This window comes from Blastococcus sp. CCUG 61487 (assembly GCF_005222955.1).
Lineage (GTDB): Bacteria > Actinomycetota > Actinomycetes > Mycobacteriales > Geodermatophilaceae > Blastococcus.
Window position 1 is genome coordinate 18,657 of sequence record NZ_LWUA01000250.1, and the last position, 13,905, is coordinate 32,561.

The following is a 13,905-nucleotide window of genomic DNA, read 5'->3' on the forward strand; positions in this document are numbered from 1 at the left end:
CAGATGTGTGAACCCGAACGCGGCTGATAGGCCAGCGGGAGGCTCAGCCGCCGGACTCAGGCGAGGGGGTCGGCGTCGCCGTAGGGCTGGAGGCGGAGCTGTCGGGCGGCGTCCTCTGGGACGACGGTGCGCAGCGTGTCGAGGTCGTCGGCGCCCACCCGCAGCATCCGCCCGGACCACTGGTCGAGCTCACCGGCGGCGATGGCCGCGACGAGGTCGACGACGGCCTCCGGCGGGGTCCAGTCGGTCCGGCCCGCGTGCATGGACATCGAGGTCGACATGGTCGTCCTCACCACGCCGGGCGCGACGTCGAACGCCCGCACGTCCGACCCCTCCAGCGCGGCGACCAGCGACTCGGTGAGCCGCATCAGGCCGGTCTTCGCCACCGAGTAGGCGGAGTAGTCCGGCGAGCCCCGGGTGCCCATCCCGCTGGCGATGTTGACCACCCGGCCGCGGTTGCGCAGGAGCATCCACGGCAGCACCGTGCGGATGGTCAGCTGCGCGCCCCGGATGTGGCTGGTCACCACGTCCCACCACTGGTCGGGATCGGCCTCCCAGACCGGCACCTCGAACTCGTCGATCAGCCCGGCGTTGTTGACCAGCAGCGCGATCGGCCCGAGCTGTTCGCGGACGAGGCCGACCGCCTCCTCGACCGACGCCCGGTCGGTGACGTCCGCGGCGACCGCGAGCGTGCGCCCGCCGGTGGCGGCAGCCACCTCGTCCATCGCCGTCCGCAACCGGTCCTCGGTCCGGGCGATCCCGGCGACGGCCATCCCGCGGGCGGCCAGCCCCTCGACCAGGTGCCGGCCGATCCCGGTGGACGCGCCCGTGACCAGGGCGACGCCTTCAGGCACGGAGGGTCGCCCCGAACTCGGCCGCGGCCCTGGCCACGGCGCCGTCGAAGGCCGCCTTGGCCTCCTCACCGGTCAGCGTCCGGTCGGGCGCCCGGAAGGTGAAGGCGTAGGCCAGCGACCGGTGCCCGTCGGGGACCTGGCTGCCGTCGTACACGTCGAACAGCCGCAGGTCCTCCAGCAGCTCGCCCGCGCCCTGGACGAGCGCTGCCCGCACCTCGGCCTCCGGGTGCTGCTCGGGCACCACGAGCGCGGCGTCCATGTGCACCGGCGGGAACGTGGAGATCGCCGGCGCCTGCGGCACGGACGGCTCCGGGAACGCGTCGGCGTCGAGCTCCATCACCGCGGTGCGGGCCGGCAGGTCCAGCGCCGCGCACACCCGCGGGTGCAGCTCGCCGGCGTACCCGATCACCCGGCCGTCGACGAGCAGCTCGGCGCACCGGCCCGGGTGCCACGGCGCCCGCTCGCCGGCGCGCACCGTCAGCTCCACGCCGGCGGCGGCCGCCACGGTCCGGGCGGCCTGCACGGCGTCGGCCCACTCCGCGGGCCGCCCCGGGCCCCACCAGCCGCGTGGTTCGCGCTGGCCGGTGATCGCCGCGGCCACGTGCCACGGCTGCTCCGGCACCGCGCCCAGGACGGCGGCGAGGGTGGCGTCGTCGGGCCGGCGGTCCACCCCGGGCAGCGGCGCGGGGGTGCGCTCCCCGCCCGGGAAGACGACGCCGTGCTCGAACAGGGCGACGTCGCGCTGGCCGCGCGAGAGGTTGCGGGCCAGCGAGGCGAGCAGGCCGGGCAGCAGCGTCGTCCGCAACGCCGGGGCCTCCTCCGACAGCGGGTTGCGCACGGTGATGACCCGGCGGCGCTCGTCGTCGTCCGGCAGGCCGAGCGCGTCGAGGTGCGACGTCCCGACGAAGGGGAACGCGGGGGCCTCGACGTAGCCGGCCTCGGCCAGCGCGCGGCCGATCGAGCGCCGGCGGCGCTGCCGCTCGGTGAGCCCGCCCCCGGGCGGCGCGGTCGGCAGGATCGACGGGATCTCGTCGAAGCCGCGGAAGCGCACCACCTCCTCGACGAGGTCGGCGGGCTCGCGGAGGTCTCCGCGCCAGGACGGCGGGGTGACGCGCAGGTCGTCGCCGTCGCCCTCGACCGTGGCACCGATCGCCTCCAGCGCCTCGACGACCTGAGCGCGGGTGTACTCGACCCCGGCGATGCGGCCGGGGCGTCCGGCGTCCAGCGCGATGACCGGCCGGGGCGCCCGGGTGTCGACGTCGACCGGCGTCCCGACGACGCGGGCGGCGCCGTGCTCGACCAGCAGTCCTGCGGCGCGGGCGAGCGCGGCCACGGTGACCTCGGGGTCGGTGCCGCGCTCGAAACGCTTGCCGGCCTCGCTGGGCAGCCGGTGCCGGCGCACCCCGCGGGAGATGCCGGTCGGCTCCCAGTGCGCGGCCTCGAGCAGCACCGCGGTGGTCGAGTCGCCGATCTCGGTGGACGCGCCGCCCATCACCCCGGCCAGGCCGATCGGGCCCGAGTCGTCGGTGATGAGCAGGTCGTCGCCGGTCAGCGCGCGGTCGGCGCCGTCCAGGGTGGTGAGCCGCTCCCCCGCCGTCGCCCGCCGGACGACGACCGGCCCGCGCACGGTGTCGCGGTCGAAGGCGTGCATCGGCTGGCCGAGCTCGAGCATCACGTAGTTGGTGACGTCGACGGCCAGCGAGATGCTGCGGATGCCGCACTGGGCGAGCCGACGGCGCAGCGGCCACGGGCTGGGAGCTGCGGGGTCGAGTCCCTCCAGGGCGAGCATGGAGAAGCGGTCGCAGCGGTCGGGGTCGGCGACGGACACGTCCCACGCCGGGGCCCCGGTCCACTCCGGCAGCGGCAGGGCGGCCGGGTCGCGCCACGGCACGCCGAGGGTGGCGGCCACGTCACGGGCGATGCCGCGCATCGACATCGCGTAGCCGCGGTCGGGGGTCACCTCGAGGTCGAAGACGACGTCGTCCAGGCCGAGGAGGTCCGCCGCCGGGGTGCCCGGCTCGTAGCCCTCCTGCCCCAGCACCAGGATCCCGGCGTGGTCCTCGCCGATGCCGAGCTCGCGGACCGAGCAGATCATCCCGTCGGACGTCTTGCCGTACGTCTCGCGGGCCGAGATCGCGAAGTCGCCCGGTAGCACCGCACCGGGCAGCGCGGCGACGACCAGGTCGCCGACGGCGAAGTTGCGGGCGCCGCAGACGATCCCTCGCGGATCGCCCTCGCCGACGTCGACCTGGCAGTACCGGATCGGCTTCTTGAAGCCGGTGAGCTCCTCGATCTCCAGCACGCGGCCGACGACGAGCGGGCCGGTGGTGGCCGGCGGGGTGAGGATCTCCTCCACCTCGAGGCCGAGGCGGACGAACGTGTCGTCGAGCTCCTGGACGGTGATGCCCGACGGCAGGTCGACGAGCTCGGACAGCCAGCTGACGGGAACTCTCACTGCTCGACTCCGAAGGCCGTGGTGAACCTGATGTCGGCCTCGGCGATGTCGCGCATGTCCGACAGCGCCGAGCGGAACTGCAGCGCCCGCTCGATGCCCATGCCGAAGGCGAAGCCGGTGTACTCGTCGGGATCGATGCCGCACGCCGTCAGCACCCGCGGGTTGACCATCCCGCAGCCGCCCCACTCCACCCACTGCGGACCGTCGCGGTGCTCGGGGAACCACACGTCGAACTCCGCCGAGGGCTCGGTGAACGGGAAGAAGTGCGGCCGCCACCGCGTGCGGGCGTCGGCGCCGAACAGCTGGCGGGCCAGGTGGTCCAGAGTGCCGCGCAGGTGGGCCATGGTGAGCCCGCGGTCGACGGCGAGCCCCTCGACCTGGTGGAACACCGGCAGGTGCGTCGCGTCGAGCTCGTCGGTCCGGTAGGTGCGGCCGGGCGCGACGATGTAGATCGGCGGCTGCCGCTCCAGCATGGTCCGGGCCTGCACCGGGCTGGTGTGCGTGCGCAGCACGAGCCCGGAGTCCTCCGGCGCGATGAAGAAGGTGTCCATCAGCGAGCGCGACGGGTGGTCCGGACCGATGTTGAGGGCGTCGAAGTTCAGCCACTCGGCCTCGAGCTCGGGACCGTCGGCCACCGAGTAGCCCATCCCGACGAACACGTCCCCGATCCGCTCCATCAGCGTGGTGAGCGGGTGGCGGGCACCGCGCGGGGCGCGGTCCCACGGGAGCGTGACGTCGACCCGCTCCTCGGCGAGCACCCGGGCGTCGCGCTCGGCCTCCAGCTGCTCGAGCCGCTCGGCGTAGCGCTGCTTCAGCTCCCCGAGGACGGCGTTGAGCCGCTTGCCGGCGTCGGAGCGGGCGGCGGGGGGCAGGGCGCCCAGCTCGCGCCGGGCCAGCAGCAGCGGCGCCCGGTCCCCGAGGTGCTCGGGCCGGGCGGCGGCCAGCTGCTCGAGGTCCGCGGCCCCGGCGAACGCCGCGACGCCCCGGGCGAGGGCGTCGTCCAGGGCCTCCTGGGACAGCGCGGCGACCTGCTTCGGGTCGTACGGATCGTTGGCGCCAGACACGGGAGGCCATTCTGCCCGTCACGGGGCACCGGCCGCCTCCGGGCTCCGTCCGCGTCGCCGGTCGGTGCTAGAACACCTCCGGCGCGCGGCCCTGCGCGCCCGTCCCGGGGGGGTCCGCGTGGTCGTGCTCGCGCTGTCCTCGGCCGTCGTCTACGGGGCCTCGGACTTCCTCGGCGGCCTGGCCAGCCGGCGCGCTCCGGTGCACGGGGTGGTCGCGGTCTCCCAGGTGGCCGGGGTGACCGCGCTGCTCGTCCTCCTCCCCTGGCTCGGCGGGCCGGTCTCCGGCGCCGACCTGGCGTGGGGTGCCGCGTCCGGCGTCGCCGGCGCGGCCGGACTGCTGGTCTTCTTCCGGGCGCTGGCCGGTGGGGTGATGAGCGTCGTCGCCCCCGTGACGGCGGTGACCGCGGCGGCCGTGCCGGTGCTGGGCGGGCTGCTCGGCGGCGAGCGGATCGGTCCGTGGGCGACGGCGGGGATCGTCCTGGCGCTGCTCGCCGTCGTCCTGGTCTCGGCCGAGGGCGGGCTGTCCGCGCTGCGCTCGGCCGCCCCGGGCAGCCTCGCCCCGGCGCTGGTGGCCGGTGTGGCGTTCGGGTGCTTCTTCGTGCTCTTGGACCGCACCGGGGACGACACGGGGCTCACCCCGCTCGTGGCGGCCCGGGCGGCGTCGATCGTGCTCGTCCTGCTCGTGGCCCGGGCGGGGCGGCGGCCGCTGCGGATCAGCCGGGCCTCCGCTCCCCTGGTGCTGACCTCCGGGCTGGGCGACATGACGGCCAACGCGCTGTTCCTGCTCGCGACCCAGGAGGGCGGCGACCTCGCGATCGTCGGCGTCCTCGCCTCGCTCTACCCGGTGAGCACCGTGGTCCTGGCCCAGGTGCTCCTGCGCGAGCGGCTGGTGCCCGCCCAGCTGGCCGGGCTGGTCGCGGCGGTGGCCGCCGTCGTGCTGATCACGGCGCCGGCCTAGCCTCCCCCTTCGGGGTGAGGCCCGCGTCCTCGGCTTGGCCGCGCTGCCGTGCCCGCCGATGGGACGACGTGCTCTCCGACCCGTCCGACTCCCCGGCCGAGGCGCTCGACCGCGCCCTCGGCGGAGCGGTGCACAGCGTCTTCCAGCCCATCGTCGACCTCGACAGCGGCGCCGTCGTCGCCTACGAGGCGCTCGCGCGGGGGCCGGTCGGCCCCCTCGAGCGGCCCGACGCGCTGTTCGCCGCCGCGCGCGCCGCGGGCAAGCTGCCCGAGCTGGACGAGGCGTGCCGCGCCGCCGCGTTCAGGGGTGCGGTGGAGCACGGACTGCTGGCGCCCACCACCGTCTTCGTCAACGTCGAGCCCGAGGTGCTCGACATCGCGCCGCTCGCCGACCTGCTGGCCATCGCGGGCACCGCGCCCCGGGAGCTGCGCGTCGTCCTCGAGGTCACCGAACGGGCCCTGGCCGCCCGGCCGGCCGAGCTCATGCGGACCGTGGAGCGCGTCCGCCGGCTCGGCTGGGGCATCGCCCTGGACGACGTCGGCGCCGACCCCATGTCGTTGTCGTTCATGCCGCTGCTGCGCCCCGACGTGGTCAAGCTCGACCTCCGTCTGGTGCAGGGCCGCCCCGGGGCCGAGGCCGCCCAGGTGATGAACGCGGTCAACGCGTACGCCGAGAGCACCGGCGCGCTGGTGCTCGCCGAGGGGATCGAGACCGAGGCCCACCTCGCCACGGCTCGCGCGCTGGGCGCGACCCTCGGTCAGGGGTGGCACTTCGGCCGGCCCGCCGCCGGGCCCGCGCTCGACCGGGCGGGCGGAGAGCTGCGGCTGCCGGTGGCCGAGCCCGCACGGGGTGATCGCGCCACGGCCTCCCCGTTCGGCTGCCTGCCGCCGGGGACCCCGCTGCGCCGCGCGCCCAAGTCGCTCCTCGTGGAGCTGAGCAAGCAGCTCGAGCGGGAGGCGGTGCGCGTCGGGGAGACCTGCGTGGTCGCCGCCACCTTCCAGGAGGCGCGGCACTTCACGACCGCGACCGAACGCCGGTACGCCGGGCTGGCCGCGGCCACCGGCTTCGTCTGCGCCGTCGGCGAGGGGCTGGACGAGGAGCCGCTGCCCGGCATCCGCGGGGCCACGCTGGACCCGGCTGATCCGGTGCGCGGCGAGTGGGACCTCGCCGTCCTGGGACCGCACTTCTCCGCCGCCCTGCTCGCCCGCGACCTGGGCTCCACCGGCCCGGACCTGGAGCGGGAGTTCGAGTACGCCCTGACCTACGAGCGGACGACGGTGATCCGGGCGACGCGGGAGCTGCTGTCGCGGGTCGCCCCCCGGCGGACCGACGCGACTCCTCCCCTGCCCGCCGTGCCGCGCCCGCGCACCCCGGAGCCCGACCACTCCGGCCGGCTGGTGGAGCTCGCCGGCACCGATCCGACGACCGGGCTGCCGGGCCGGCTGCGCACCCAGGAGCTGCTGGAGGTGGCCGCCTGGAACGCGCGCGGCGGCCGCGACCTGCTGGCCGTGGTCACGCTGGGGCTGGACGGGCTGGACTCGGTCGCACATCGGTTCGGCCACGCGGCCGCCGACGACCTCGTGCGCTCCGCCGCCACCCGGTTGCGCGGGCGGCTGCGGCACGACGACCTGGTCGGCACGCTCGACGCCGCCCGGTTCGCCGTGGCGATCTCGGGCCTGGCACCGGACGACGCGCCGCAGGAGGCCGCGCGGATCGCGGCCGGGCTGGCCGACGCGGTCAGCTCGGCGTTCGTGGTCGCGGGGCGGCCGGTCGTGCTGGGCGTACGGGTCGGTACCGCGCTCTGCCCGGGCGACGGCGACGACGTCCTGGGCCTGCTGGCCGCGGCCGAGGCGTCCAGCACCGCGCTGCTGCGCTGACTCAGACCTCCGCGGCGCCGTCGAGCAGCTCGACGGGGAAGGGCGGCCTGCCCACGCCGGTGATCCGCGTGTTCCCCCACGGGTCCGCCTCGGTCGCCTCGGCGGCCCCGGTCCCGTGCGGCGTGGTCACCTCGAGCCGGGTCCGCGGCGGGACCGCGAGCCGGAGGCGCCCCGACCACACCACCGATCCGGCCAGCGGGTCGAATCGCGCGCCCAGGACCGCGCCCGCGGTGCGGGGCGGCTCGCCATCCATCACGACGGTGACCTCGCCGTCGTAGCCCTCGGGCTCGTCGTGCTCGCTCATCGACCTCTCCGCGTCGTCCGGGTCCGCTGTCTGGTCCGGGTCCGCCGTCCCGGCCGGACCGCTCAGCCCGGCGGCGGCAGCAGCAGACCCAGCCCCCCGTGCGCCAGGTCCGTGAGCTGGTCGACCAGCTCGGCCGCCGTCACCGTTCGTTCCGCCGACCACCAGTGGGCGGCGAGCTGCACCATCCCGACGACGCCGTACGCCCAGGTCATCGCCGCCGTGTTCGGCCGACCCGCGGCCGCGAGGCGCTCGGCCAGCATCGCGCCCAGCGCCTGGGCGATCTCCCGCTCCGTGGCGGCGACCAGGTCGGCCCGCCCGGAGCGGCCGGCGTGGGCGTAGGCGAAGCGGTAGAGCGCCGGCTCGTCCTCGATGAGCGAGACGAACGCGGCGATCACCGAGCGCAGCGCCGCCTTGTCGTCGGCGCGCTCCACCGCCAGCTCGCCCATCAGCCGTGGCAGCAGGATCACGTCGGAGATCCGGCCCAGGACGGCGTCGACGAGCTCGTCCTTGTCGGCGAAGTACCGGTAGATGACCGTCTTGGAGACGCCGGCGCTCCGGGCGACGTCGTCGACGGCGAAATCCGGCCCGGCCACGCGCACGGCCTCGACGGCCGCCGTCACCAGGTCCTCCCGGCGGGCGCGGCGGTGCTCGGCCCACCGCGAGCGGCGCCCGTCAGGCGCCGCCGCCGGAGGTGCCTCCACCAGCGGTTGCATGTATTCCACAGTAACAGCTACCTTCCCTCACAGCCGCCCTCGTCGTACCCAGGGAGTCCGTCGATGACCGCCACACTGCCCGCCGCCGCCCTCGAGCAGGGGCCCGCCACGCGCAAGACCCCGGTCGACAGGCAGGCGCTCTCCACCCGACTGCTGGGCTCCGCCGCGAAGAAGTCCTACGACCCGGTCGTCGACATCGACTGGGAGGCGCCCATCCCGGAGCATCTCTACGGCCTCTCGCCCGAGTGGTCCAGCCTCTACGGCACGCCGCTGTGGGACGAGCTCACCGAGGAGCAGCGGGTCACGCTCACCGTCCACGAGTACTGCTCGATCTCCGGCGTCGGCATCTGGTTCGAATGCCTGCTCATGCAGCTGGTGCTGCGCGACATCTACGGCGACGACCCCGCCCAGCCGCACGTGCAGTGGGCGCTGACCGAGATCGCCGACGAGTGCCGCCACTCGGTCATGTTCGCGCGCACCGCGCAGACATTCGGCGCGCCGTCCTACCAGCCGCCGAAGCGGATCCAGCGCCTCGGCAAGGCGTTCGCGGCCAAGGGCGACGGGCCGGCCGCCTACGCCGCGATCCTGGTGGCCGAGGAGATCCTCGACATCTTCCAGCGGGACCTCATGAAGGACGAGCGGGTCCAGCCGCTCACCCGGGCGACCAGCCAGATCCACGTCGTCGAGGAGGCCCGGCACATGCGGTTCGCCCGCGAGGAGGTCGCCCGGCGCACGCCCGAGCTCTCGCGCTGGCAGCTGCGCAAGCACCGCACGATCGTCGCCGCGGTGGCCGCCATCGTCGCGGACAACCTGGTGCAGCCGGAGGTCTACGCCTCGGTGGGGCTGGACCCGGTGGCGGCCAAGGAGGCGGCGCGGAGCAACGAGCACTACGCGGCGAAGCTGCGGGAGGCGGCGGCCGGACTGGTGTCGTTCCTCCGCGACGCCGGCCTGATCGGTGGCCCGTCCGAGCGTCTCTGGAAGCGCGCCCAGCTCATCTAGGGACTTCCGGTGCAGGACGTCCGTCAGGGTTGGGCGAGCTGGGTCGTGTAGAGGCAGATCGCGGCGGCCGCGGCGAGGTTGAGGCTCTCCGCCCGGCCGCGCATCGGGATCCGCACCCGGGCGTCCGCCAGCCCGGCCAGCTCCGCCGGCACACCGCGGGCCTCGTTGCCGAACACCCAGAGCACCGGCCCGGCGAGCCGGTCACCCAGCGCGTCGAGGGAGGCCTCTCCCCCGCCGTCGGCGGCCAGCACCGTGCCACCGGCCCGCTGCCACGCAGGCAGGAACTCCGCGAGCGGCGCGCCGCGGACGACGTCGACGTGGAAGAGGCTGCCCGCGCTGGAGCGCACCGCCTTCCCGCCGTAGGGGTCGGCCGACCCCGCGCCGAAGACCACCGCACCGGCACCGCAGGCGTCCGCGGTCCGCAGCACGGTCCCGGCATTGCCGGGGTCGGCGAGTTCGGCCAGCGCGACGGCGAGCCGCGGCGGAGCGGCGAGCACGTCCTCGGCCGGGACGTCCCGGAGCGCGCAGACGGCGATCAGCCCCTGGGGGGTCACCGTCTCGGACAGGCCGGCGGCAGCCTTGTCGGTGACCAGCCGCACCGGGACGGCGGTGGCGGCCAGCAGGTCGTGGTGGGTGGCGGCGGCCGTCTCGGTCGCGAACACCTCACGGACGCCGTCGCCGTCGGCCAGTGCCTCTGCGACGGCCTGCCGCCCTTCGGCGAGGAACAGCCCCGCGGCGTCCCGCCCGGCGCGACGGGTGAGCTTGCGCGCGGCGACGATCCGCGCCGACCGCTCGGTCAGCAGCTCGGTCACCCGGTCCCACCCTCCTCGTGCGCGTGCCGGACAGACCACGGCGCCGCCGGCGCCGGCCCGTGAGGGCCGGTCACCGACGGCGCCGGCCCCGTCCAGAGGCTCGCCCCGAGCGTGCGAGGGGTGAGGAGGACGGGGTGTTTCTTCAGGCGGCCTGCGCGCCCGTCGCCTCGGGGTTCGCGGCGAGGGCGGCCTTGGCCGACTCGACGAGCGTGGCGAAGGTGGCCGGCTCGTTGACGGCGAGCTCGGCCAGGACGCGACGGTCCAGCTCGATGCCGGCCAGCTTGAGGCCCTGCATGAACCTGTTGTAGGTCATGTCGTTCTGGCGGGCCGCGGCGTTGATCCGGGTGATCCACAGCTTGCGGAAGTCGCCCTTGCGGACCTTGCGGTCGCGGTAGTTGTAGGTGGCCGAGTGGAGGATCTGCTCCTTGGCCTTGCGGTACAGACGCGACCGCTGCCCGCGGTAGCCGCTGGCTGCCTCGAGAGTCGTCCGGCGCTTCTTCTGGGCGTTGACCGCCCGCTTCACGCGTGCCACGTGAGTGCTCCTGTCGTTCTATGGGTCAGGGGAAAGGGGCGCTCAGCGGCCCAGCAGCTTCTTCATCCGCGGCGCGTCGGCCGGGGACAGGACGCCGATGCCGCTCACGCGGCGCTTGCGGCTCGAGGACTTGACCTCGAACTTGTGCTGGTTGTTGGTGTGCTCGCGCACCAACTTCCCGGAGCCGGTCACGCGCACGCGCTTGGCCGTGCCCTTGTGGGTCTTCTGCTTCGGCATGTCCCTCGTCCTGTTCGTCTCAGATGTCGGTGCCGGCGGCAGCGGGGAGCTGCCGGCCGGCACCGGCCGTGTGCGGGTCGTGCGGCTCCGGCTCAGCCCTGGGCGGCCGGTTCCTCGGACGCGTCGGAGGCTGCTGCCTTCTCCGCCTTCGCGGAGCGACGCGCGGCGTCGGTGGCGGCCTGGTTCCGATGCGGGGCGATCACCATGACCATGTTGCGACCGTCCTGCTTGGGGTTGGACTCCACGACGCCGAGCTCGGCGACGTCGGCGGCCAGCCGCTGCAGCAGGCGGTAACCCATCTCCGGGCGCGACTGCTCGCGGCCGCGGAACATCACGGTGATCTTGACCTTGTCGCCGCCCTTGAGGAAGCGCTCGACGTGGCCCTTCTTGGTCTCGTAGTCGTGGGGGTCGATCTTCAGGCGCAGCCGCATCTCCTTGATGACGGTGAGCGCCTGGTTCCGCCGGGCCTCGCGGGCCTTCTGGGCGGACTCGTACTTGAACTTGCCGTAGTCCATGAGCTTCGCGACCGGCGGCCGGGCCATGGGAGCGACCTCGACGAGGTCGAGCTCCGAGTCCTGGGCCAGGCGCAGCGCTTCGCCGATCGACACGACGCCGACCTGCTCGCCCTCGGGTCCGACGAGGCGGACCTCGGGAACGCGGATACGGTCGTTGATGCGGGGCTCGGTGATGGCCTCTCCTCTGCTCTTGCCTGGGAGGAGCTCACCCGCACCGGAGCCGGAGAGGACGAAGGCCCCGGGAGCAGCTGCTCACGGGGCCCACTCTCCGGCCGCATGCGCTGGGCATGCGGGCCGCGACGACCGGCGCTGGCCGGTCCTCGCGATCCGGGGACCTGAACGCCTGGACGGCGTCAGGTGGGAGCGGGCTCCTCTTGGATCAGCGGCCCTGGGTGGGGCCGCTGGATGGTTCGCGTGCCTCGTGTAGCAGGAGAGGCACGCCCACCCTACAGCGTCCGTACCGCTCCGGTCATTCCCCCCGGCGGATCAGTCGTCGTAGAGCAGCGGCGGGGGCACCGGGTCGTCCGCTCGGGCCGCCGCGTGCAGCGCCCGGAGCCCCTCGATCGCGCGGACCGCGTCCTCGCCGTCGGCGACCTGCAGGCCGAGCAGCGAGATCTCGTCCCCGTTCTCCAGAGCCAGCGCGCCCCAGGCCGACGTCCGCTCGAAGCGCACGGCGCGGACCTGGTGCCAGGTGAAGCGGTGGTGGACGAACAGGTTGCGCACGTGGATGCCGTCGGCGTCGGCGTCGAGCCGGGAGCGGCCGAGGAGCAGCACCCCCACGGCCAGCAGGATCCCGATGCCGGCCAGGGCCACCTGGTCGACCACCCCGTAGTCCACGACGGTGTTGGTGGTCGAGGGCAGCGTCACCACGATCACCGTGGTGACGGCGAGCACGACGAGTGCGAGCAGCACCAGGAACAGCCGGAGCTTGCGCGGCACGGCCGTGACGGACGCGGGGAGCTCGGGGGCGGGGCCGGACATGGCTCCATGGTCTCAGCCGTCGCGCCGCGCCCGGCTGGCAGAGTGGCCAGGCGTGGAGATCACCGGCACCGCCCAGCACGACGCCTGGCAGGCGCGCGCCCTGCCCCCGGTCGAGCAGGTCCGCGAGGGCCTGTGGTCGATCCCCGTCCCCATCCCGCACAACCCGCTGCGCTACAACAGCATCTACGCCTTCGCCCTGGACGGCGGCGGCCTCGGCCTGATCGACACCGGCTGGGGCAGCGACGAGTCGTGGGCCGCGCTCACCGCCGGGCTGGCCGCCATCGGCGGGGACGTCGCCGACGTGCGCGGAGCGCTCGTCACCCACCTGCACTTCGACCACCTGGGCCTGGCCGGACGGGTCCGGGAGGCCAGCGGCGCCTGGATCGCCATGCACCCGGCCGACGCCTCGATCGTCGGTGACCTCACCACCCGCGGCGCGCAGCACGCCGTCGACACCGAGGTGCAGTTCCTCATCGGCCTCGGCGCCGACCCCGACGAGGCGGCGTCCGACGTCGGCTCCGCCGACTCCTTCGGCGGGTGGACCACGATGGCCGTGCCCGACCTCATGCTCGAGGACGGCGAGCACGCCGACTTCCCCGGCTGGCGGCTGCGTGCCCTGCACACGCCGGGTCACACTCCCGGCCACCTGTGCTTCGCGGAGGAGGACGCCCGGTTGTTCTTCTCCGGTGACCACGTCTTGCCGCGGATCAGCCCCAACATCTCGACAGGGGCCCGTGCGGGTGATCCGCTGCGGGACTTCCTCGACTCGTTGGCCGCCGTCCGCGACCTGGATCCCGACGAGGTGCTCCCCGCCCACGAGTGGCGGTTCCGCGGCCTGGCCGACCGGGTGGATGCCCTGACCGCGCACCACGAGCGCCGGCTGGCCGAGTTGCTGACGGCGATCGCCGCGAACCCGCACTCCACCCCGTGGCAGCTGGCCGCGCACCTGACGTGGTCGCGGCCGTGGGAGCAGTACGAGCGGCGGATGCGGATCTTCGCGGTGACGGAGACCGACGCGCACGTGCGGCTGCTGGCCAGCCGTGGCCTCATCACCAGCAGCGGAGGGCCGGTGCCGACCTGGACCCTCGCCGTCCGCTGACCGATCGACCCCGGGAGAGGGAGGACGTGACCGAGCCCGAGCTGCCCCTGGCGGGCCGGACTGTCGCCGTGACCGCCGCGCGCCGCGCGGACGAGCTGATCGCGCTGATCGAGCGTCGCGGCGCCCGCGTCGTGCACGCGCCGGCGATCCGGATCGTCCCGCTGGAGGACGACGCCGAGCTGATCGCCGCCACGCGCCGGGTGCTGGAGCGCCCGGTCGACCTCGCCGTGGCGACGACGGCGGTGGGCTTCCGCGGATGGGTGGCGGCCGCCGAGGCGTGGCAGCTGCCACTGGTCGAGCACCTGCGCGGCGCCCGGGTGCTGGCCCGCGGCCCCAAGGCCCGGGGCGCCATCCGTGGCGCGGGGCTGGTCGACGCGTGGTCACCGGCGTCGGAGTCGTCGGCCGAGGTGCTCGAGCACCTGCTCTCGGGGGCCGAGGGCGAGCTGCGGGGACGCCGGATCGCCCTCCAGCTGCACGGCGACCCGCTGGCCGACGTCGTCGCCGG

General features: G+C 74.9%; 15 protein-coding genes. 5 read left to right on the plus strand and 10 right to left on the minus strand.

Annotated elements, in window-relative coordinates; all coding sequences use genetic code 11:
* Positions 1-56 precede the first annotated feature (56 nt).
* Genes A6V29_RS15400 through pheS form a run of 3 tightly spaced genes read right to left on the minus strand, consistent with a single transcriptional unit; the run spans position 57 to position 4,373 of the window.
* Entirely contained in the window at positions 57-854 is a 798-nt protein-coding gene (locus tag A6V29_RS15400; protein ID WP_137161124.1) for an SDR family NAD(P)-dependent oxidoreductase, read from the minus strand.
* A complete protein-coding gene (gene pheT / locus A6V29_RS15405; RefSeq protein WP_137161125.1) occupies positions 847-3,309 on the minus strand; it encodes a phenylalanine--tRNA ligase subunit beta in 2,463 nt (820 codons plus the stop codon). Before pheT ends, A6V29_RS15400 begins: the two co-directional genes overlap by 8 nt.
* The gene (gene pheS, locus A6V29_RS15410) at positions 3,306-4,373 is read right to left on the minus strand and encodes a phenylalanine--tRNA ligase subunit alpha (RefSeq protein WP_137161126.1); all 1,068 of its coding nucleotides are present in this window, start codon (positions 4,371-4,373) and stop codon (positions 3,306-3,308) included. The genes pheT and pheS overlap by 4 nt, the downstream gene beginning before the upstream one ends.
* Positions 4,374-4,491: 118 nt before the next feature.
* Here pheS and A6V29_RS15415 point away from each other — a divergent pair, with 118 nt between their 5' ends.
* Positions 4,492-5,331: an EamA family transporter gene (locus A6V29_RS15415; RefSeq protein WP_249933266.1), complete on the plus strand. Its 840-nt coding sequence runs from the start codon at positions 4,492-4,494 to the stop codon at positions 5,329-5,331.
* Between the two features lie 68 nt (positions 5,332-5,399).
* Entirely contained in the window at positions 5,400-7,208 is a 1,809-nt protein-coding gene (locus tag A6V29_RS15420; RefSeq protein WP_137161127.1) for an EAL domain-containing protein, read from the plus strand.
* Position 7,209: 1 nt separating this feature from the next.
* Here the strand turns inward: A6V29_RS15420 and A6V29_RS15425 are convergent, their stop codons facing one another.
* Positions 7,210-7,512 (minus strand): DUF4873 domain-containing protein, encoded by a 303-nt coding sequence (locus A6V29_RS15425; RefSeq protein WP_137161128.1) that lies wholly within the window; start codon positions 7,510-7,512, stop codon positions 7,210-7,212.
* A gap of 62 nt (positions 7,513-7,574) precedes the next feature.
* Complete coding sequence (locus A6V29_RS15430) at positions 7,575-8,225, minus strand: TetR/AcrR family transcriptional regulator (RefSeq protein ID WP_137161129.1); 651 nt, start codon at positions 8,223-8,225, stop codon at positions 7,575-7,577.
* A gap of 63 nt (positions 8,226-8,288) precedes the next feature.
* Between A6V29_RS15430 and A6V29_RS15435 the strand changes: the two genes are divergently transcribed.
* Positions 8,289-9,224, plus strand: coding sequence for an AurF N-oxygenase family protein (locus tag A6V29_RS15435; RefSeq protein ID WP_137161130.1), 936 nt, complete (start codon positions 8,289-8,291; stop codon positions 9,222-9,224).
* A gap of 23 nt (positions 9,225-9,247) precedes the next feature.
* Here A6V29_RS15435 and A6V29_RS15440 read toward each other — a convergent pair whose 3' ends face one another.
* The 5 genes from A6V29_RS15440 to A6V29_RS15460 form a co-directional block, all read right to left on the minus strand.
* Positions 9,248-10,036, minus strand: coding sequence for a TrmH family RNA methyltransferase (locus A6V29_RS15440; RefSeq protein WP_137161131.1), 789 nt, complete (start codon positions 10,034-10,036; stop codon positions 9,248-9,250).
* A gap of 142 nt (positions 10,037-10,178) precedes the next feature.
* Positions 10,179-10,568: a 50S ribosomal protein L20 gene (rplT, locus tag A6V29_RS15445; protein ID WP_137161132.1), complete on the minus strand. Its 390-nt coding sequence runs from the start codon at positions 10,566-10,568 to the stop codon at positions 10,179-10,181.
* A 42-nt stretch (positions 10,569-10,610) separates the two neighbouring features.
* Positions 10,611-10,805 (minus strand): 50S ribosomal protein L35, encoded by a 195-nt coding sequence (gene rpmI, locus A6V29_RS15450; protein ID WP_137161133.1) that lies wholly within the window; start codon positions 10,803-10,805, stop codon positions 10,611-10,613.
* A 92-nt stretch (positions 10,806-10,897) separates the two neighbouring features.
* A complete protein-coding gene (gene infC / locus A6V29_RS15455) occupies positions 10,898-11,494 on the minus strand; it encodes a translation initiation factor IF-3 (RefSeq protein ID WP_137161134.1) in 597 nt (198 codons plus the stop codon).
* A 312-nt stretch (positions 11,495-11,806) separates the two neighbouring features.
* Positions 11,807-12,301 (minus strand): PH domain-containing protein, encoded by a 495-nt coding sequence (locus tag A6V29_RS15460; RefSeq protein ID WP_137161135.1) that lies wholly within the window; start codon positions 12,299-12,301, stop codon positions 11,807-11,809.
* A 52-nt stretch (positions 12,302-12,353) separates the two neighbouring features.
* Between A6V29_RS15460 and A6V29_RS15465 the strand changes: the two genes are divergently transcribed.
* Both A6V29_RS15465 and A6V29_RS15470 read left to right on the plus strand, forming a co-directional pair.
* A complete protein-coding gene (locus A6V29_RS15465; protein WP_212719455.1) occupies positions 12,354-13,400 on the plus strand; it encodes an MBL fold metallo-hydrolase in 1,047 nt (348 codons plus the stop codon).
* Between the two features lie 26 nt (positions 13,401-13,426).
* On the plus strand, positions 13,427-13,905 hold a 479-nt coding region (locus tag A6V29_RS15470; RefSeq protein ID WP_249933267.1), incomplete at its 3' end, for a uroporphyrinogen-III synthase.

Bases quoted from the DNA above. Each gene is read 5' to 3' on its own strand.
- A6V29_RS15425 (WP_137161128.1), bottom strand. From the start codon at position 7,512: ATGAGCGAGCACGACGAGCCCGAGGGCTACGACGGCGAGGTCACCGTC.
- A6V29_RS15430 (WP_137161129.1), bottom strand. From the start codon at position 8,225: ATGCAACCGCTGGTGGAGGCACCTCCGGCGGCGGCGCCTGACGGGCGC.
- A6V29_RS15435 (WP_137161130.1), top strand. From the start codon at position 8,289: ATGACCGCCACACTGCCCGCCGCCGCCCTCGAGCAGGGGCCCGCCACG.
- rpmI (WP_137161133.1), bottom strand. From the start codon at position 10,805: ATGCCGAAGCAGAAGACCCACAAGGGCACGGCCAAGCGCGTGCGCGTG.
- A6V29_RS15460 (WP_137161135.1), bottom strand. From the start codon at position 12,301: ATGTCCGGCCCCGCCCCCGAGCTCCCCGCGTCCGTCACGGCCGTGCCG.